This window comes from Emticicia aquatica (genome assembly GCF_923079645.1).
Lineage (GTDB): Bacteria > Bacteroidota > Bacteroidia > Cytophagales > Spirosomataceae > Emticicia > Emticicia aquatica.
This window is the reverse complement of record NZ_CAKLPY010000001.1, coordinates 2,015,103-2,034,813: the sequence shown is the minus strand read 5'-3', so window position 1 is coordinate 2,034,813 and position 19,711 is coordinate 2,015,103. Positions and strand designations below refer to the sequence as shown.

The window sequence follows — 19,711 nt, the reverse complement described above, 5'->3', positions numbered from 1 at the left end:
TTATTGATTGCTTCTTGATTGAATTGGTTTTTCAAAAATATACTTTTTAACTAAGGAATTTGGACAGAATATTCTTTGAAAATCATTTTTCACGAATAATAATTGATTGTGATTTTTTTATCGACGTTTTTTTTTCTTAGCTAAAAAAACGTTTGCCGTTTAATAAATAGTCGAGTATTTTTGAAAGGAAATGAATACTTATTTTTAAGTTTATGATTAATTAAATTAAACCCTTTATGAAAATATATTTTAGTAACCAAAACATTTGCTGACGAGTGTTTTTTAATAAATTTTTGATGAGTAAAATTTGCAATGAGTGTACTTTAAAAACTCCCAAATATGAAAAAAACTTTTACCTACTTTCTCAAAACCTTTAAATCAAGAACCGCAGGTGTTTTACTGCTATTTTTATGTGCAGTTTCTGCATTTGCACAAAAAGAAATAGATATTGCGAAACGCTATCTTACAGAAAATTCTACAAAACATAAATTATCAACGGCTGATATTGCAGAAATGAATATTTCAAGTGCATATCTTTCACCTACTACTGGTTGGTATCATATTTATTTCAATCAGACTAGCCAAGCAATAGATGTTTACAATGGTATTTTAAATCTTACTTTAAAAGATGATAATATTATTTATGTAGGAAATACTTTTATAACTGATATTGCTTCAAAAGTTCCATCAGGTGCTTTAAGTATGAATTTAAGTCCTTTGCAGGCTTTACAAAAAGCAGCTGCAAACGTAAATCTTCCAGTTGGAGAATCGGTAGAAATTAGTGCAGAAAAACTTTCAAATGGAATGGTCATCAAGAAGGTTTTTCAAGATGTAACATTATCGAATGAAAAAATTGATGTAAAGCTGTATTGGATGCCTTATGATTATTTTGAAGGTGAAAAACGTAAATCAAAAGTTGCATTAACTTGGAATGTGCGTTTTGAAACTAAAAATCATCAAAATACTTGGAATATTCATGTCGATGCTCTTACTGGAGAAATTTTACAAAAAAGAGATGATGTCATTCATTGTAATTTTGGGACACCTAATCATATTGCCGCACCACATATATGTAGTGATGTACATGAAACATTACGGGCAAACAATGCAGTTGTAGCGAATAGTTATAATGTCTTTGATTATCCACTTGAAAGCCCAAGTCATGGTAGTAGAACAATTTCTACAAACCCCTATTCACGGTTTGTTCCCGCTTCAACATTTCCTGGTGTGACAAATGGCTGGCACAATGATGGTGCCGTAGATTATACTACAACTCGAGGAAATAACGTTTGGTCTCAAGAAGATGTGAATAATAACAACGGTACTGGTGCTAGTCCAACTTCAGCAACTTTAGATTTTGACTATGCTTATACTTTTGGACTAGCAACCGCAGCTGGTAACCAAAATGCGGCAATTACTAATTTATTTTATTGGAATAATTTGATTCATGATGTACTTTGGAAATATGGTTTTGATGAACCAAGTGGTAATTTTCAAAATAATAATCAAGGAAGAGGTGGTGTTGGAAACGACTATGTATTTGCTGATGCACAAGATGGAGGAGGCGTAAATAATGCCAATTTTTCAACACCAGCAGATGGAGGTAATGGAAGAATGCAGATGTACTTATGGAACACATCTGGTGTTTACCAACCAGATGGCGATTTTGATAATGGTGTAATTGCCCACGAATACGGACATGGTTGGTCAATTCGATTAACTGGAGGACCAGCCAATTCAGGTTGTCTTGGTAACGCAGAACAAGGAGGAGAAGGTTGGAGCGATTATTTAGCATTGATGCTTACTACCAATTGGTCTTCGTTGACTCCAAGTGTTGCTAGTGCGAATATTTCTCGTGGAATTGGTACTTATGCTTTGGGTCAACCAATTACAGGGGTTGGGATAAGACCATTTCCGTATTCTTATGATATGGCAAATGTGAATTCGCAAGTTACCTACTCAAAAGTTGCTACCTATGCAGTTCCTCATGGTATTGGGTCAATTTGGGCAACTATATTATGGGATATGACTTGGGAAATTATCTTGCAAGATAACCAAATTGTAAACAACATTTATGCTACTCCAGCTTTAGTAACCGATATGAAAGGTAATTTAGCAGCCTTAAAATTAGTTAATGAAGGTTTGCGTTTACAGCCTTGTAGTCCAAGTTTTATTCAATCTCGTGATGCAATTTTTGCTGCTGACCAAGCCCTATTTGGAGGACGTTATCGCTGTGCAATTGGAAGAGCATTTGCAAGAAGAGGAGTTGGTTTAAATGCTTCAACAGGAGTTTCAACAAATGACCAAACTGTAATAGAAGATTTTACTCCTTTTTCAGGTGGTTTAAGTTCAGCTTTGAGTAACATTGTATGTTCAAACGAAGCCTTTAACTACACGGCTACTACCTCAGCTGGTGGGGTACATACTTTTAGTTGGACACGTGCAGCTGTTGCGGGTATAAGCAATGCAGCAGGAAGTGGTAACACAGCTATCGTTAATGAAACTTTAAATAATACCACAAATATGCCCATTACTGTGACGTATTTGTTCACTGTTTTACCAGATGATTGCGGTGGAACTCCTGTTCCAATACCAGTTAAGCTAACAGTAAATCCTGCTCCAATACCAACTGTTGCTAACTATTCAGTTTGTCAAAATGCTGCCGTTCCAGTTGGAGAAGGTCTTGTTGTTCCTACAGCCATTGCATACATTAGTGCTCAAAATGGGTCAATTACAAATGCTTTGCCAGCTTATACAAGGAGCTCAACAAGTAGCACTGTTTATACCGCTGCAACAGGAGATGGGTCGAGCGTATTTTATCAAACCATTGCATTTGTTTCTCCCGTAGCAGAAGCTGTTACATTTTCAACAACTGCCGCAGTTCTATCTGCTGGACTAGCGGGTGATACATATCTCTCTCTGTACCAAACGTCTTTTAATCCTGCAAGCCCAGCTACTAATTTTTTACGAGGTGATGATGATGGAGGTGCGGGTTATCTTTCAAGCCTTACACACACTCTCTCAGCAGGAACTACTTATATTCTCGTGGTGAGTACATATACAAATAATGTTACTGGTACTTTTACATTAGAATCTAGTGTACCTGTTTTCCAAAGTATAGGTACTAACAGTTGGTATTTGAATGCTTCAGGTGGTGCTGCTTTAGCCACAGGAGAGGTTTTTAATCCTGTTGGGGTTGTAGGATCAGGCATTTCTAATACTGCAACTCTCGGAACTTCTAATTTCTATGTTGCCACTTCTACTTATCCAACTTGTCGAACAGCTACCTCATTTATTGTAAAAACAACTGTTGGCGGAACTATTGCTGGTAGTACTACGGTTTGTGCAGGAACAAATAGTGGAACTCTTACATTAAGTGGGCATTCAGGAAGTATCGTTCGTTGGGAATCATCAACAGATAATTTTGTAAATTCAACACCAATTGCTAATACAACTACTACGCTTCCTTTTACAAATCTTGCTACGACAACTAAGTATAGAGCTGTTGTTAAAAATGGAGCGTGTGCAGCTGTAAACTCTGCAATCGCAACAGTTACGATTGGTTTGGCAGCATCACCAACGTCAATTTCGCCAAATCCTACAATTTGTTACAATGCAACTACTTCATTGGCTGCAACTTGTACAGGAGCAACCGTAAAATGGTATGATGTGGCTGGTACAAGTCTTAAGTTTACAGGGTCTCCTTTTGTAACTCCAAGCTTAACGACAAATACGACTTATAAAGTTCGCTGCGAGGGTGGTGCATGTAATAGTGCATTTGTTAGCGTAATTGTAACTGTCAATCCAAACCTAGTAGCTTCAACAGGTGTAAGCGTAAGTTCAACAGCCATTTGTAGTGGCACACCTGTCACCTTAAAAGCCACTTGTGCCGCAGGAGTAGTAACTTGGTATAATCAGTTAACTGGTGGAACTGCTTTAGGCACTGGTACAGGTTTTACGCAGAGTCCAATTGCAAATACTACCTATTATGCAGCATGTGTAAGTGGAGTTTGTGCAAGTTCAAGAGTTGCCACAGGCACAGTTTTAATAAGCCCAGCTACACATACAGCAACAACCGATATTTCGAGTGGAACTAGTACTTTATATGCAACTCAAACAATAACCGCAACTAATAAAGTTAGTTCGCCTGCTTCAGTTACTTATAAAGCAGGGAAATCTGTTTCTTTGAATGCTGGTTTTACGGCAAATAATGGATCAGTGTTTACAGCTATAATTGGTGGTTGTAATTAGGTATATTTATTTTGTAAAAAAGGCTTGCTATTCTTGAAATAGCAAGCCTTTTTTAAGAGAAAATTAGAAAGAAAATTAAACACCCCATTTTTCAGGGTTTCTTCTCCATTTCTTTAATGATTCGAGTGAATCTGCTGAAATATAATTTTGAGCAATAGCTTGGTCAATAAGTGCATTGTAATGACTTAAAGTAACAAGTTTTACGCCTTTCTCTTCAAAATTTTTATCAGCAACTTTAAATCCGTAAGTAAATATAGCAACCATACCTACAACTTCAATGCCTGCTTCACGAAGTGCATCAACCGCCTTTAATGAACTTCCACCTGTCGAAATCAAATCTTCAATCACTACTACTTTTTGACCCTTTTCGATTCTTCCTTCAATCTGATTGCCCATTCCATGTTCTTTTGGTTTTGGTCGAACGTAAGCGAATGGTAAACCCAAAGCATCAGCTACTAAAGCTCCTTGTGGGATTCCTGCGGTGGCAACTCCAGCAATTAATTCGACATCAGGAAAATGTTTTTTTATGGCTTTTGCCAAAGATTTTTTGATAAAAGTACGGCCTTCTGCATAAGAAAGCGTAACTCTATTATCACAATAAATTGGTGAATTCCAACCAGAACTCCATTTGAATGGCTGTGCGGGACTTAATTTTACAGCTTTTGTTTCTAATAATAAGGAGGCAATTTTTTGAGAAACTGTCATAAATTAAATTCTATAAATCAATTAAATTTTCAATACTTATTCTGCATTTTTTTTCTTAAGTAAAATCTTATCAATACGATTTTTATCCATATCAACGATTTCAAATTCGTATTCTTCCCATTCAAATTTATCACCTGTATCAGGAATTTCCTGCAAAATATGAAGAGCGAAACCTCCAAGGGTATCGAATCCAGTATATTCTTTGCGATTGTTAATAATGATTTCAAATTGATTCAAAAAATCATCGAATGGAAGAGAAGCATCAACTAAAAAACTACCATCTTCACGTTCAACAACTTCATATTCAAATTCATCATCCATTGAAATATCACCAACTAAAGCATCCAAAATATCGTTGAGCGTAATAATGCCCATTACACTTCCATATTCATCCAAGATAATTCCCATGTGAATACGTTCTTCACGAAATTTCTCTAATGCTTGATATGCTTGGTTGTTTTCAGGAATAAAAAGTGGTTCTTTGCCAAATTTCTCTAAATTTTCTAACTCAACATTCAAATCTTTACCGAGCAAATCCTTGATATAAAGTAAGCCAATAATATTATCAATGCCATCTTTGCAAATCGGGTAAACCGAATGTTTCGATTCAATAATTTTATCTTTATTTTCCTTAACCGAATCTTCAAGTTCCAAAAAAGTAATGTCACTACGATTGGTCATTAGCGAAGTGATTTTTCTATCACCCAAATGAAAAACATTTTGTACAATTTCTTGCTCAATTTCGTCAATTGCTCCTCCCGTTGTTCCTTCCTGAATCATTGACTTAATTTCTTCTTCTGTAACCGAACTTTCAGAAACTTCAATACCCAAAATCTTAATGATTAAGTCGCTACATTTTGTTAAAAGCCAAATAAAAGGTGAGGTGATTTTTGAAAGTAAGTTCATCGGTGCGACCATAAATTTTGCAATGGCTTCGGGATTTGACATTCCGATTCGCTTTGGTACTAATTCTCCTAAAACTAATTGTACAAACCCGATAATTAAAACAACCAAACCAACGGCAATATTATCAGCATATTTTTGTTGAAGCCCCGAATTTGTTAAAAAATTTTGAAAGTCAAGAGTGAGCGTATCTCCTGAAAAAATACCTGTCAAAATGCTAATGAGCGTAATGCCAATTTGTACTGTTGAGAGAAATCTATTCGGAGAATTGGCAAGTTCTAGGGCTGCACCCGCTCGATGGTCTCCATTTTTGCTTGCTATTTCGAGTTTGGTTTTTCGGGAGGAGATTAAGGCAATCTCCGACATGGAGAAAATACCATTAAGAATGACTAAAAAAAGGATTATTAAAATTTCCATTTAAGAGATTTAAACCCACAATTTTAGGGTTAGATGATTATTAAGATGCAAAATAAAATATTTTAAGTAGATTTTATGCAAAAACAATATTATAATTTTTTTATCACGGCCATTACTTCCAAAAAAATTCCGAACTTTGTTCCCTAATTAAACTTTTTCAAGAAACCTCATGGTTATTTTTATTGACGATAAATTAGTCAGAATTGTAAATAAAAAAAGTTTCAAAAACCTACACGGCTATGATTTTGATGTAATGATAGACGCCCGTTTAGAACCTTTAAACACGAAAAAACTTCAAGGTCACGCAGTGATTTTAAATGCTTCTGACTCAACAGTAGATAGGTTTTTCAAGCAAATTCAACAACAAAAAGAAGCTAATTATCAGTCTGTTACGATAGTAGTTGAAAATAAAGAAGCAACCGAAACACAAATAAAAAACTTTTATAAAGTTGTGAAAGCGGCGGGTGGAGTTGTTTATAATGCTGAGGGGAAAATATTGGTTATGCACCGATTAAACAAGTGGGATTTGCCAAAAGGTAAAAGAGATGATGGCGAAAAATCTAAGCAAACAGCAATTCGAGAAGTGGAGGAGGAATGCAATATCAAAGTACAATTAGGTGAAAAACTTTGCACCACGTGGCATACATATACGATGGGAAGCAATAAAATTTTGAAACGCACCAAATGGTATCGAATGAATTGTACTGACGACTCGGAGATGAAACCGCAGTTGGAAGAAGGAATCGAGCAATTGTGCTGGATGGACGAAAAAGAAATCAAAAAAGCGTTGTTAAATTCTTACAGTTCAATACGTTATGTATTTGACCAACTTGGTAAAGAAAATGATTATAATGAAGAATAAATATCTTTATTTAGTAGTTTTACTCGTTTTTTTTAAAAAAACTGTGGCACAAAATTCATGTCAGCCATCAGTGTTTCAATTAACGCCTACTACCAAAAACAAAACCATTGAATGGCAAAAATTTCCTGAATTCTCTTTGCCTTTTTCTGTTGTTTATGGTGGTCCAAGATTTGGCGATTCTCAAAAATTACCATTAAAGCATGGTTTTACTCATCTTGCTACTACTGATGGAAATGATGCTGATTTGCCTGTAAATCAACGAGCCATGGTGTGGTACGGTGTAGGTTACCCATCAGCAAACCAACCTTGGGAAACCATTAAAAGTCCGTGGGGAAATAATCTTGAATTGTACAAAAACAAGTGGAGAAGTGATTTGTCTAACTTTGCTAATGCCTTTACAAGTTCGTCAGAAACGAATATTGCTGATATTGATCTGTTTATTCCTGATATTGAATTACAAATAAAATCTAATGATTCTATTTTGGTGTTAAAAAATCATCCAACTACGCCTACTATTTACAAAAATCTTGATAATCAGTCATTTATTACTCAATATAAAAAAGATATTCAAGCTTTATATGCACAGGTTTTTAGTGAGACGAAAACTTTCACTACAAATAGTACAAAAATTGGTGGTTATTCTGATTCACCAATTTTAAATACGTATATAAATATTGCAGGAAACTCTTGGCAAAAGTGGACGACTGATGTTTCTTTGTTAAATTATGTCAATTATGATTTTTCTAAGAATGTCATAGGTGGACAAGCTTATAATAGCCAAGACTTTTTTAGCCCTTCAGCTTATTATTATTACGATTATCCAAATCCACTTGCCCCTGATTATTTAGCCTATTTATTATTTCAAATTGAAGTCAATCGAGCTTGGACGAGTAAGCCGATAATTCCTTTTGTTTGGTTGAGATTTAGTTATACAACTGCCTTTGTGAAAAAATTTATCAGACCTTTCATGGCCGAAGCGACAGCAATATTTCCGTTTTTCTCAGGTGCAAATGGGCTTTGGCTTTGGGATGACCCAGGCACTTTTAAAACAGATGAAAATTACGCAACCTACGAATATTTTATTAATGGACTTTATCGACTTTCGCAATATAAGGAGATGTTTTCGGGAAATTATGAATTAGTGATTCCAACGCCCGCCCGAGAATATGTTGATTCTCGTAAGCCAATTTGGCGAGCAGTTGCCAAAGGAAATGATTTGTTAGTTGCAGCTCATAATCCGTACGCAAAAGATGAAAATGAAGTTGTTACAATCGAAATCGCTTACCAAAATTATCGTCAAAATATTACTTTGAAAGGTTATGAAGTGTTTTTGTGTAAATTTGATAGATTGCTTTTGGCTACTGAACCAACGATTTCAAGTTTCGAAGTATCGCCAAATCCTGCAAATGAGTTTATTCAGTTGAAAATTATCGGTTTAAATGAGCAACAGATTCTGATTGAAGTTTTTGATATTAATGGCAAGAAATTAATTGAAGAAAAAGCATTAATATTTGTTGGAGATAATAGTAAGTATTTGAACATCAATTGTTTATCCAACGGAGTTTATATCATTAAAGCATTAGGATTTAGCAAAAAAATTGTTGTAAATAAATAGAAAAAGTAAAGCCAATTTGGGTTTTAATAATATAAAAATGCAAAATCTACTCATCAACGAAACTAGTCCATATTTACTGCAACACGCTCATAATCCAGTTGAATGGTATCCTTGGGGTGAGGCGGCTTTACAAAAAGCAAAAACAGAAGATAAACCAATTTTGGTAAGTATCGGCTATTCGGCGTGTCATTGGTGCCATGTGATGGAACGAGAATCATTTGAAAATGAAGAAATCGCGGCCATTATGAATAAACATTTGGTCTGTATTAAGGTTGACCGAGAAGAACGCCCTGATGTGGATGCGATTTACATGGATGCTTTGCAGGCGATGGGTTTGCGAGGAGGGTGGCCATTGAATGTTTTTTTGATGCCTGATGCCAAACCATTTTACGGAGGAACTTATTTTCCTCCAAGAAATTGGGCAAATTTGGTCGAAAGTATAAGTAATGCTTTCAAAAATGACCGTCAAAAACTACAAAAATCTGCTGAAGGATTTACACAAAATATGCTTTCCAAAGAAAGCGATAAGTACCAAATGAATATTGGTGAGGCGGGTTTGCAAATTTCGGAGGAAGATTTGAATACAATTTTTAACCGTTTACACAAAGATTTTGATTTTGAAAAAGGTGGAATGAATCGCAGTCCTAAATTTCCGATGCCGAGTATTTGGAAGTTTTTGTTGAGATATTATAGCATTTCTAAAGATAAACGTGCTTTAGAACATCTTATTCATACATTGGATCGAGTAGCTTTGGGTGGAATTTATGACACTATTGGTGGTGGTTGGACGCGTTATTCGACCGATGAAGACTGGAAAGTACCACATTTTGAAAAAATGCTTTATGATAATGGCCAACTTACCTCATTATACGCTGAGGCTTATGCCCTAACTCGCGACGATTTATACAAAGAAAAAGTAACTGAGACGATCGTTTGGCTCGAAAAGGAAATGATGAGCGATGAAGGTGGTTTTTATTCAGCACTCGATGCTGACAGTGAGGGAGAAGAAGGGAAATTTTATGTTTGGTCAAAACAAGAAATTGATGAAATCTTAGGAAATGAAGCAAGTGAATTTTGTGATGTTTTTGATTTTTCGGAGGAAGGAAACTGGGAACACAGAAATAATGTGGTGCATTTAGAAAGCCGAAAATTTATGAAAGATGGCTTTCCTTTGACTCAAGAAATCAAGCAAAAGTTGTTTGATTATCGCAGTAAAAGAGTTCGTCCTGGGCTTGATGATAAAATTCTTTGTTCGTGGAATGGCTTGATGCTAAAAGGCTTAATTGATGCGTATCGCTATATTGGTACTCAGAAATTTTTGGATTTAGCTCTTCTCAATGCTCATTTTTTATTAGAAAAAATGACTATAAAAGTTGCAAACGAAGACGGAAATGAGAGCAGAGGACTTTGGCACAATTACAAAAATGGGAAAGCAAATTTAGTAGCCTACTTGGAGGATTATGCAAGTGTAATAGATTCATATACAGCACTTTATCAAGTTACCTTTGATGAAAAGTGGCTGTTTGAAGCCGAAATGTTAGCAGATTATGTGATGGCTAATTTTTATGATTCAGAAGACGAATTTTTCTATTTTACTGATATTCAAGGAGAAGAATTGATTGCTCGTAAAAAAGAAATTTTTGATAATGTTATTCCCGCCTCTAACTCGATGATGGCAACTAATTTATATAATCTTGGGACTATTTTAGGTCGAAACGATTTTATCGAAATTAGTAATTTGATGTTGGCAAAAATGAAAACAATTATGCTAACCGACCCTCAATGGGTTACGCAATGGGCTTGTTTGGCAACACAGCATACAAATCCAATTGCTGAAATTGCAATTGTTGGAGATAATTATTTGACTATAAGAACTTTAATGGATAAAAAATATCAGCCAAATAAAGTTTTTGTTGGAACTAATGAAGCCTCAAAATTGCCTTTGTTACAAAATAGAACTACTAAAAAAGGAGAAACAACTATTTATGTTTGTTTCGATAAAACATGTCAATTACCAACAACTGATATTGAAAAAGCTTTAGATTTGTTAAAACAATAAAATTATATCAATAAACATCAATATAAAATGAAAAAGAATTACTTGTTTTTACTTTCAATGCTTCTGATGGTTGTAGCGAATGCCCAAAAAATTAGTGAAAAGGCCATCCGTAAATTACCTGAGTATAATTTATCAAAAAATGAGATTGAAGCTCATATACGTTTCATTGCATCTGATGAAATGTTAGGGCGACGTACAGGAGAAGTTACGAATAATGTGGCCGCTCGCTATATTGCCGAACAGTTTCGTTTGAATGGCTTGAAAACACCTAATGACCAAAAAGATTATCTACAACCCGTACCTTTTGAAAATATAAAACCGACTAAAAAAGGTGAAGTTTATGTTGGAAACGATACATTAAAATGGACTAAAGATTTCATTATGATGAGCGGAAAGGCAACTAAAATTGATAATGCCGCTGTTGTTTTTGTGGGATATGGTTGGGTCGATGAAAAACAAAATGATTATAAAGACATTGATGTAAAAGGAAAGATTGTAGTTGCTCAATTTGGTGTTCCGAATAGCGATGACCCTTATGAAAACATTATTGGTTCAGCAAAAAAAGGAGAGTTTGCAGCTAAAAATGGAGCGATTGCATTTATTCAATTATATAATTTGAAGTTTCCGTGGGGTGCGATTACTAATTTTATGGGTGGCGAAAAACTCAGTTTAGCTCCTGATAACCAATCAAACGCTGATATTCCGCATATTTGGGTAAGTAATGCTCTTTTGAAGAAATTTTCTAAAGAAAACCTTACTTCTTTAAGCTTAAATGTTAGCGAGGTTGCGAAAAAAACAGTAATGTCATACAATGTTTTAGGTGTTTTGGAAGGAACTGACCCTGTTTTGAAAAATGAATATGTTGTTTTAACTGCCCACTTTGACCACGTCGGTACGGGTAAAAAAGGTGGAAGAGTAACAGAAAGTGATACCATTTTTAACGGAGCTAGAGATAATGCTTTCGGAACAACTGCAATTCTATCGGCGGTGAAAGCTTTTACACAGAAAAGAACAAAACGTTCAATTTTATTTATTGCCTATACAGGAGAAGAAATTGGTTTGCTAGGTAGTAAATATTATTCTGAACACCCACTATTACCGCTAAAACAATGTGTTTATAGCCTCGATTGTGATGGTGCGGGTTATAATGATACAACAAAAGTTACAATTATTGGATTAGACCGTACAGATGCTCAACCACAAATTGAAGCAGGTGCAAAAGCTTATGGTTTAACGGCCATAAATGACCCTGCTCCTGAACAAAATTTATTTGACCGCTCAGATAATGTGAGTTTGGCGGCAAAAGGAATTCCAGCACCAGATTTTGCTCCAGGTTTTACGGCGTTTGATGCAGAGATTAATAAATTTTACCACCAAGTCAGCGATAGCCCAGAATCGGTGAATTATAATTACTTATTGAAATTCTGTCAAGCTTATATTTATTCGGCAAGATTAATTTCTGACCGTCCAACTGCTCCAAAATGGAAAGCTGGCGATAAATATGAAAAAGCTTATAATACTTTATATGGTAAGTGATTTGATAGGAAATATAAAAAATATACATTAATTTAGAAGATTAATATAATCTGAAATTAGAAATGTACATTTTTTATTTTTATATTTTTTATTAGTTTCTCTTTTTTGCCAAGCACAAAAAAAGGTTTATCAAGAAGTTTTGACTGCACAAATTAATTTTAGTCCAGTCAAAACTTCTTCGTTTTTTACAATCAAAAATAGCTTTTTTAAGTTGATAAAAGTTAAGCTTTTACTGCTGAAATTGGCGGATGTAACTAAAAATAATGCTACCGAAATTTCAAATATTTCCCCTTAGTGATTCTGCCATTACGATTAGTTTTGGAAATATTATTGACGAAGAAATCAATGATTTTGTAATGAAATTATATCACTTTTGTAGTGAAAATCCCTTTGAAGGAATGAAAGAAGTAATGCCTGCGTATGCTTCTTTGACTGTTTTCTATGATGTTTTGATCGTTAGAAAATCTAATCATCAAGCAAGGACTGCGTTTGAATTTGTAGCAAATTACTTGAATGAAAATCTTCAAAATGTTGATAACAAGCAAACTAACGAACCAAATTTAGTTCAGATTCCTGTAAATTATAATGGACAAGATTTAAGTTTTGTAGCCGAATATAATCAACTAAGTATTGAGGAAGTAATAAATATTCATACTTCCCCAATTTACCGAGTTTTTATGATGGGATTTTTGCCTGGATTTGCCTACATGGGTGGTCTTGATACCCGAATTTCAACACCCAGGAAATCTACTCCACGAACCAAAGTTCCAGCGGGAAGTGTTGGCATTGCAGGAAACCAAACAGGCATTTATCCTTCCGAAAGTCCAGGTGGTTGGCAATTGATTGGTCAAACTGCACTTAAACTTTATACGCCAAATGCTCCTTCAATCACACTATTAAAAGCGGGAGATTTGGTTAAATTTGTGAAAGTTTAATTTATTTCAAAGGTGTTAAATCAACTTTTCTAAATTCTACTTCAGCTCCTTCGGCTTGTAGTGCAATTTGCCCTTTTTGAGCGGTTGAGGAGAAGCCATCATTCACCAAATCTCCATTTACCCATACTTTTATTCTATCTCCTTTACACTCAATAACCATCTTATTCCACTCACCCAAAGGCTTTTCAGAATTATCAGTAAGGTTTTTAATGCGTCTTTCTTTACCTTCCGTTATTCCCCAGTTTTCTTTCGGGCCACGCCTTGTTTCCATGTCAAGCACTTGAATATCTTCAACAATACACCAAAAATCGCCTGCATTTTCGTGCATCATTTGTACTTCAATCGACTTTGGAAACATTCCATACAACGCTCTTGGAGTTGACGCATGGACCAAAACGCCGCAGTTTCCAGGTTTTCCAGCGAAACGATATTCGACTTCAAGTTTATAATTTGAATATTTGCTTTTACTGATCAAATGTCCTTCGGGAGTTCCCATACTTACCAAAAGACCATTTCGGATGATAAATGATTTACGTAATGTTGAATCTTTATCTTTTGCAGGCACATCGCTGTACCAATTATTTAAATCTTTGCCATTAAACAGATGAATTTTTTGTGAAAAAACATTTACCGAAATAAAACTCAATAAAATAATAATTAAGTGTTTCATATTTTTTTTGTTAATAACGTTCCATCATTGCTAAAATACCTCTCAAATATCCAACCGATTCTGCCAAACCACTTTCGGCATTGTTTTCATCTTTTTCATACTCAATACTCATAACTCCTTGATAATTAACTTCTTTAAGTGTCTTTAAGACTGCTGGAATATTGATTACACCTCTACCAATTTGAATAGACTCGCTTTTCGCAAACATACCATCAACATCTTTTAGGTGCATATCAAACATTCGATGACCATATTTTTTCAAAGCTTCAATTGGGTTCATTCCAAGCCTAACAACATGACCAATGTCAATACAAAGTCCGATTCGATTGTCTAATTTTTCAATTTTCTCATAAACAGTAGCTGGCGTTGGATACACATTATCTCCAGGCCCATGATTATGGATGGCCAATTTAATATTGGTTTCTTTGACATATTTTTCTACAAGAGGAAGTAATTCGTGATTTGGTACACCAATTATCAGTTTCATTTCAGCAGCTTGTGCATACCGAAAAGCATTTTTAACTTCCTCTTCATTTTTCATATAAATAACACCGCCTCCGTAAAGATTTAGTCCAACTTCTTTCACTTTTGAAGCGATTGCTTTGATTTCGCTATCGCTTGATTCTAGTGGCAAATGAAAACTTTTGAAAGCTACATCCTTAATATCCAAGCGTTTACAAATTTCTATGAGTTGAGTTAAATTATATTTTCTCAAGGTATAAGAAGCAAGTCCGATTTTTAATTTTGGGTCTAATGTTGCTTTTTGAAAAGATAACAACGGAAGAGCAAGGGCAGTAACACCCAAATGTTTGATAAATGTTTTTCTTGAATGTGTCATGTTTACAATGATTTAAGATGAAAATCTATTTTATTTTTTCCAATCTTTCAAAGGCAAAATCTTTTGTTTATTATTTACATTTGCACCTTCAGGAATTAACAAAACATTGAGTGAAGTACTTGTATTTGCTGGAATTTTGACTTCAAAGCCAACCAGAGTTGTTCCCGTATTTGGTGCGTCATAATCATGAGTAGGTTGAGTCGACCAAGTTTTAAGTGCAATATTATTTGGTTCACTTACTTTTAATTGTAGTTTTTTTCCATTTTGATGCAATTCTGCAACACCATTTTCGAAGATTTTTACATCTGCCGCCGTCATCATTGCCCATCTTACGGTTGTTTCTTTCTCGACAGTTTTTATCTCATCTCTTATAACTACATATTTTTGGTCAATAATAGCAACACCTCGATTGGCTGATGCAACTTTATCCTTGTAAACAGCAGTTATATCGCTTGTTGCACTCAAAAAATTGGAATTTTCAGTAAAACTTGATATTGGTGCATAACCTTCAACCTTTTGAAATTCGTTATCGAAAGCAAGCGTGCTGTGTGCTAAATTATTATAACGGTAAATTTGCCAACGCTCTGAGTCTTGCGTCATTCCCCAAAGTTTTACACCTTTAGACTCCAAAGATTCATATTCTTGCATACCCAAATCCATCGACCAACGCTCGCCATTAGCATCCATCACAAAAGAACCAATATCCATGTGACCATGATTTACCGAAGGAGAACCGCCTTTCAAGCCAACATAAATTGCGTCTGCTTTCGACCAAGAAGTTCGTATTAATGCTACGGGGTTTTTGCCTTGTCCAACCCAAATTAGTTGTTTTGGTTCGACTATCTTTTCCAAGTTAATATCTTTACCCCAAATCATTGTAGCTGGAAGTAAGCGGTCTTTTACCATCGAATTTTCTTGCTTTTGAAGATACTGTTTTTCAGTAAATAAAAGACTATTATTTCTTGTCCGATTAGCAAACCAAAACATGGCAGGATTTAGCCCAGTGCCAATTCTATCATCAGAATAGTTGAAGTTTTTGCCAGAATTGCCTACCATATTTTGTAAGTAACCTGCCGTTTTTAAAAAGCCCGCAGTTTCAGAAAGACCAAAATCAGTAGAAAAAACTTGTTGGATGGCACTCAAAAACATGACATTAAAACTCGTCCCATATCCCCAATAACTATATCCTTCAGGATAAGCTCCTTCGGGTTTGTAATCTTCCATTGGTAGTTTGATTGACTCAATGGCACGGTCTATCACTTTTTTTGCTAGATTTTCATCATTTTCATAAACTGCCAATGCTCCGTAAGAAATTCCTGCATTACAAACTTGATTCCAATTGTGCGATGCTTTTAACCAACCATTAAATTTTTCATCGAAAGAAGGCTCAATTCCTTTGGTGATGATTGCTTCTTTAATGATTTTTTTGGACGCATCGGATAAGTCATCAAACAACCAATCGTAGCCGATGGAAACACCCATTGTCATTTCGGCAACATCTAAAAAATGACTTGGATTCCAATCTTTAAATTGCGAAACCTTAACCAATTCTTGTTCTGCTCTTTCGAGGTATTTTCTCTCTTTTGTAATTCGGAAAGCATAAGAAAGGAAAAACACTCGACGAATACATTCCCTCGATTTATCAAGTAAACGTCGTCCGATTTGAATTCTTTCTAAGGTTGGTAAAGGAATAATTTTGTTACTTTCATCAATAATTAATCGATGAAGGTTTTTCCAATGAGCATCTTTTGCTATGTTTTTTAAGATTGCCTGTTCTTCTCCTTTTAGAAGTAAAATTCTAGGATGGTCGGCTACTTTTGAAACATTATTCAAATACTTAAATTGACCAAAAATATTTGAATAAGCCAAAATAAAACTAACTACAAAAAGCGTTATTTTTTTCATCGTAGAATTAGCTTAAAATAGTTTCTTTTTTGTTCTTAAAGATTCATATCTTAAAAGACCTTCTAGATAATAATAATCTGCATAAATAAGTGGAACATTAATCTCCGAATTTCCAGGTTTATGGCCTGTACTATGCATCAAAATAAAGTGATTATTCTTTCCTAATTCTGCTTTATAGGCTGGAGTAGAAAGGCTTTCAAGCATTTTAACTGCTGAATTGTAGTAAGTTTTAGCATCTTTTCCTCCAAAAGTACTCAATTCTAATAAAGCTGAAGCACAAATTGCACCTGCCGAAGCGTCACGTTCTTCTCCAACTTTGCTAAAGTCCCAATAAGGTATTTTGTCAGCAGGAAGATTTGGATTATTGAGATAGAAATTGGCAATATTTCGAGCAAAATCTAAATATTTTTTATCTTTTGTTTCACGATACATAACCGTGTAACCGTATAAACCCCAAGCTTGCCCTCTTGACCATGCAGATTCATCGGCTGCTCCTTGATGTGTTTTTTTTGCTAAAATTTCGCCATTTGGCCCGTAACAAAGCACATGATAACTACTAAAATCAGGGCGATAATGATTTTTCATTGTATTGTCTGCGTGAATTACACTTAGATTATACAATTCTTTATTTCCAGATTCTTTTGCTGCCCAAAATAAAAACTCAAGGTTCATCATATTATCTATGATAACAGGATATTTATAACCACCAACAAAGCTTTCCCAAGATTTGATTAAGCCAATTTTTGGGTCAAATCTTGTAGCCAAAGATTTTGCTCCTGTAAGCATAATGTCTTTATAGACAGGGTTTTTAGTTAAACGATAACCATTGCCAAACGGACAATATAGCATAAATCCTAAGTCGTGCGTTCGAGTATTATATTTCTCATTTTCAACAGCCATTGTCCATTTTTCGGCTGCGGCTTTCCAAGTTGGCAAATGATTATATTGATAAATATACCACAGCGAACCGCCAAAAAAACCACTACACCACCAGTCAGATTTCATGTTTCGAGGTGAACCATCAGGCAGAGTAGATTGTGGAAATTGAGTCAAATCAGGATGCGATGAAAGCATGCCTTGGTATTGCTTGGCTGCAAATTCAAATTCCTTTTTTACGTTAAGTTTTGATTGACTAAATGAAGAAAACGTCAGAATAGATAAACAAACAATTAAAAAGTTTTTCATTGAAAGGTTTTTTATAAGGTTGAATAATGTATTGATTTTAATATAAATCAATTGCAACAAAATTAATGAAAAAATAGAACTGTATTCAATAAATATTTTCAGGCAAAATCAAAACTCATTCTACTTTGCTTGTTAGTACAAAAGACTTATTTTTGAAAAAAAACATCAAATTGAAACTTTTAAAAAAAGGTTTATTATCTACTTTTCAAGATTTAGGAAAAAATGGTTTGCGGCATTTAGGAGTTAATCCAAGTGGTGCGATGGATAAATATGCGGTTCGTTTAATTAATATTTTGCTTCAAAATAATGAATCTGAATCAGTTCTTGAAATGCACTTTCCTGCTTCAGAAATCTTGTTTGAAGAAAACTGCACGATTATTATTGGCGGTGCTGATTTTATGCCAACTATTGATAATCAGGCAATTGCCAATTGGAAAGCCATCAATGTGACGATTGGGAGTATTTTAAAATTTAATAAAAAAGTAGCTGGAAATCGAGTGTATTTGGGAGTGAAAGGCGGTTTTGGTTCGCCCAAAGTTGAAAATAAATTTTTGCCATATTTGGGCAATTCGATGTATGAATCGAAAATATTTTTAAAATCATCAAAAACGCCTCACATTAGGTTTACTTTAGGAAATGAATATGAATTTTTGACTAAAAATAGCAAACAAAATATCGAAAATCAGCTGTTTACGATTACTAAAAACTCAAATCGAATGGGTTTTAGAATGAATACCGAACCGCTCAAACTTGACAAAGCAATCGAATTAGTTTCGTCGGCAGTAGATTTTGGTACAATTCAACTTTTGCCTGATGGTCAAATAATTATTCTCATGGCTGACCACCAAACAAGCGGCGGTTATCCTCGAATAGGAAATATAATTTCGGTCGATTTGCCATATTTGGCTCAATTGGACTTCAATGATTCATTCAAACTTCAATTAATTTCGATTGAGAAAGCAGAAGATTTATTAATTTCGCAAGAAAGAGATATACAAAAATTAAAAGAAAGTATTAAGTTTTTTAATAATATTTAATGAAAAGCAAGGTAATTGACCTCAATTGTGACATGGGTGAGTCGTTTGGCTCATGGACTTTAGGAAACGACGAAACATTAATGACGATGATTTCGTCTGCAAATATTGCTTGTGGTTTTCATGCGGGTGATGCAACAATTATGCGAGAAACTGCCGCTCTAGCACTGAAAAATGGTGTTGCGATTGGGGCTCACCCAGCTTTTCCAGATTTACAGGGTTTTGGGCGTCGAAATATGCAACTTTCTTCGCAAGAAGTTTATGATATTTGTGTTTTTCAAATCGGAGCAATGCTCGGTACGGTGCGTGCTTTGGGCGGAAAATTACATCATGTGAAACCGCATGGTGCATTATATAATATGGCCGCTAAAGACCCAAATTTAGCAAATGCTATTGCACTAGCTACAAAGGCGATTCATCCTGAATTAATTTTATACGGACTTTCGGGTAGCCATTTGATTTCGGAAGCAGAAAAAATTGGACTTAAAACAGCCTCCGAAGTTTTTGCAGACCGTACTTATCAAAATGATGGAAGTTTGACTCCACGAACACAGCCAAATGCAATGATCGAAAATATACAAGAAGCTGTCAATCAAGTAATTATGATGATTGAAAAACAATGTGTAATTTCGACGGACGGAAAAGAAGTTTCATTAAAAGCTAATACAGTTTGTATTCATGGCGATGGTATTCATGCGGTTTCATTTGTAAATGAGCTTCGTAAAGAATTGCTTTTACGTAATATTTTGATTGAAACTATTTGAGAAAAACAATTTTTCCATTACTAATTTTACAA

At 34.8% G+C, this 19,711-nt stretch carries 14 protein-coding genes; 8 read left to right on the top strand and 6 right to left on the bottom strand.

Features of this window, described 5'->3' with window-relative positions; genetic code table 11:
- The first annotated feature begins 339 nt into the window (after positions 1 to 339).
- Positions 340 to 4,251 (top strand): M36 family metallopeptidase, encoded by a 3,912-nt coding sequence (locus tag MJQ71_RS08765; RefSeq protein WP_238806198.1) that lies wholly within the window; start codon positions 340 to 342, stop codon positions 4,249 to 4,251.
- Positions 4,252 to 4,326: 75 nt separating this feature from the next.
- On the opposite strand, the gene pyrE is transcribed toward MJQ71_RS08765, so the two are convergent.
- Both pyrE and MJQ71_RS08755 read right to left on the bottom strand, forming a co-directional pair.
- Positions 4,327 to 4,956: an orotate phosphoribosyltransferase gene (gene pyrE, locus MJQ71_RS08760; protein ID WP_238806197.1), complete on the bottom strand. Its 630-nt coding sequence runs from the start codon at positions 4,954 to 4,956 to the stop codon at positions 4,327 to 4,329.
- A gap of 36 nt (positions 4,957 to 4,992) precedes the next feature.
- Positions 4,993 to 6,276: a hemolysin family protein gene (locus tag MJQ71_RS08755; protein ID WP_238806196.1), complete on the bottom strand. Its 1,284-nt coding sequence runs from the start codon at positions 6,274 to 6,276 to the stop codon at positions 4,993 to 4,995.
- 169 nt (positions 6,277 to 6,445) lie between these two features.
- Between MJQ71_RS08755 and MJQ71_RS08750 the strand changes: the two genes are divergently transcribed.
- The 5 genes from MJQ71_RS08750 (at position 6,446) to pxpB (ending at position 13,283) form a co-directional block, all read left to right on the top strand.
- Positions 6,446 to 7,138, top strand: coding sequence for an NUDIX hydrolase (locus tag MJQ71_RS08750; RefSeq protein WP_238806195.1), 693 nt, complete (start codon positions 6,446 to 6,448; stop codon positions 7,136 to 7,138).
- A complete protein-coding gene (locus tag MJQ71_RS08745) occupies positions 7,128 to 8,753 on the top strand; it encodes a T9SS type A sorting domain-containing protein (RefSeq protein ID WP_238806194.1) in 1,626 nt (541 codons plus the stop codon). Before MJQ71_RS08750 ends, MJQ71_RS08745 begins: the two co-directional genes overlap by 11 nt.
- Positions 8,754 to 8,790: 37 nt before the next feature.
- Positions 8,791 to 10,812: a thioredoxin domain-containing protein gene (locus MJQ71_RS08740; RefSeq protein WP_238806193.1), complete on the top strand. Its 2,022-nt coding sequence runs from the start codon at positions 8,791 to 8,793 to the stop codon at positions 10,810 to 10,812.
- 27 nt (positions 10,813 to 10,839) lie between these two features.
- Positions 10,840 to 12,348: a M28 family peptidase gene (locus tag MJQ71_RS08735; RefSeq protein ID WP_238806192.1), complete on the top strand. Its 1,509-nt coding sequence runs from the start codon at positions 10,840 to 10,842 to the stop codon at positions 12,346 to 12,348.
- 263 nt (positions 12,349 to 12,611) lie between these two features.
- The gene (gene pxpB / locus MJQ71_RS08730) at positions 12,612 to 13,283 is read left to right on the top strand and encodes a 5-oxoprolinase subunit PxpB (protein WP_238806191.1); all 672 of its coding nucleotides are present in this window, start codon (positions 12,612 to 12,614) and stop codon (positions 13,281 to 13,283) included.
- A 1-nt stretch (position 13,284) separates the two neighbouring features.
- On the opposite strand, the gene MJQ71_RS08725 is transcribed toward pxpB, so the two are convergent.
- The 4 genes from MJQ71_RS08725 to MJQ71_RS08710 are packed head-to-tail and all read right to left on the bottom strand — an operon-like array spanning position 13,285 to position 17,881.
- The gene (locus MJQ71_RS08725) at positions 13,285 to 13,953 is read right to left on the bottom strand and encodes a 3-keto-disaccharide hydrolase (protein WP_238806190.1); all 669 of its coding nucleotides are present in this window, start codon (positions 13,951 to 13,953) and stop codon (positions 13,285 to 13,287) included.
- A 10-nt stretch (positions 13,954 to 13,963) separates the two neighbouring features.
- Positions 13,964 to 14,791, bottom strand: a complete 828-nt coding sequence (locus MJQ71_RS08720; RefSeq protein WP_238806189.1) for a sugar phosphate isomerase/epimerase family protein — start codon at positions 14,789 to 14,791, stop codon at positions 13,964 to 13,966.
- Between the two features lie 30 nt (positions 14,792 to 14,821).
- Positions 14,822 to 16,696 (bottom strand): heparinase II/III domain-containing protein, encoded by a 1,875-nt coding sequence (locus tag MJQ71_RS08715; protein WP_238806188.1) that lies wholly within the window; start codon positions 16,694 to 16,696, stop codon positions 14,822 to 14,824.
- Positions 16,697 to 16,708: 12 nt separating this feature from the next.
- Positions 16,709 to 17,881 carry a glycoside hydrolase family protein gene (locus MJQ71_RS08710; protein ID WP_238806187.1) on the bottom strand — a complete coding sequence of 391 codons (1,173 nt, stop codon included), beginning with the start codon at positions 17,879 to 17,881 and terminating at the stop codon, positions 16,709 to 16,711.
- A 152-nt stretch (positions 17,882 to 18,033) separates the two neighbouring features.
- Here MJQ71_RS08710 and MJQ71_RS08705 point away from each other — a divergent pair, with 152 nt between their 5' ends.
- The gene (locus MJQ71_RS08705) at positions 18,034 to 18,918 is read left to right on the top strand and encodes a 5-oxoprolinase subunit C family protein (protein ID WP_238806186.1); all 885 of its coding nucleotides are present in this window, start codon (positions 18,034 to 18,036) and stop codon (positions 18,916 to 18,918) included.
- Positions 18,918 to 19,679: a 5-oxoprolinase subunit PxpA gene (locus tag MJQ71_RS08700; protein ID WP_238806185.1), complete on the top strand. Its 762-nt coding sequence runs from the start codon at positions 18,918 to 18,920 to the stop codon at positions 19,677 to 19,679. Before MJQ71_RS08705 ends, MJQ71_RS08700 begins: the two co-directional genes overlap by 1 nt.
- The last annotated feature ends 32 nt before the right edge of the window (positions 19,680 to 19,711 follow it).

Coding starts and splice junctions, on each gene's coding strand:
- MJQ71_RS08725 (WP_238806190.1), bottom strand. CDS start 13,953: ATGAAACACTTAATTATTATTTTATTGAGTTTTATTTCGGTAAATGTT.
- MJQ71_RS08710 (WP_238806187.1), bottom strand. CDS start 17,881: ATGAAAAACTTTTTAATTGTTTGTTTATCTATTCTGACGTTTTCTTCA.
- MJQ71_RS08740 (WP_238806193.1), top strand. CDS start 8,791: ATGCAAAATCTACTCATCAACGAAACTAGTCCATATTTACTGCAACAC.
- MJQ71_RS08765 (WP_238806198.1), top strand. CDS start 340: ATGAAAAAAACTTTTACCTACTTTCTCAAAACCTTTAAATCAAGAACC.
- MJQ71_RS08715 (WP_238806188.1), bottom strand. CDS start 16,696: ATGAAAAAAATAACGCTTTTTGTAGTTAGTTTTATTTTGGCTTATTCA.
- pxpB (WP_238806191.1), top strand. CDS start 12,612: ATGCTACCGAAATTTCAAATATTTCCCCTTAGTGATTCTGCCATTACG.
- MJQ71_RS08700 (WP_238806185.1), top strand. CDS start 18,918: ATGAAAAGCAAGGTAATTGACCTCAATTGTGACATGGGTGAGTCGTTT.
- MJQ71_RS08745 (WP_238806194.1), top strand. CDS start 7,128: ATGAAGAATAAATATCTTTATTTAGTAGTTTTACTCGTTTTTTTTAAA.
- MJQ71_RS08755 (WP_238806196.1), bottom strand. CDS start 6,276: ATGGAAATTTTAATAATCCTTTTTTTAGTCATTCTTAATGGTATTTTC.
- MJQ71_RS08735 (WP_238806192.1), top strand. CDS start 10,840: ATGAAAAAGAATTACTTGTTTTTACTTTCAATGCTTCTGATGGTTGTA.
- MJQ71_RS08720 (WP_238806189.1), bottom strand. CDS start 14,791: ATGACACATTCAAGAAAAACATTTATCAAACATTTGGGTGTTACTGCC.
- MJQ71_RS08750 (WP_238806195.1), top strand. CDS start 6,446: ATGGTTATTTTTATTGACGATAAATTAGTCAGAATTGTAAATAAAAAA.
- pyrE (WP_238806197.1), bottom strand. CDS start 4,956: ATGACAGTTTCTCAAAAAATTGCCTCCTTATTATTAGAAACAAAAGCT.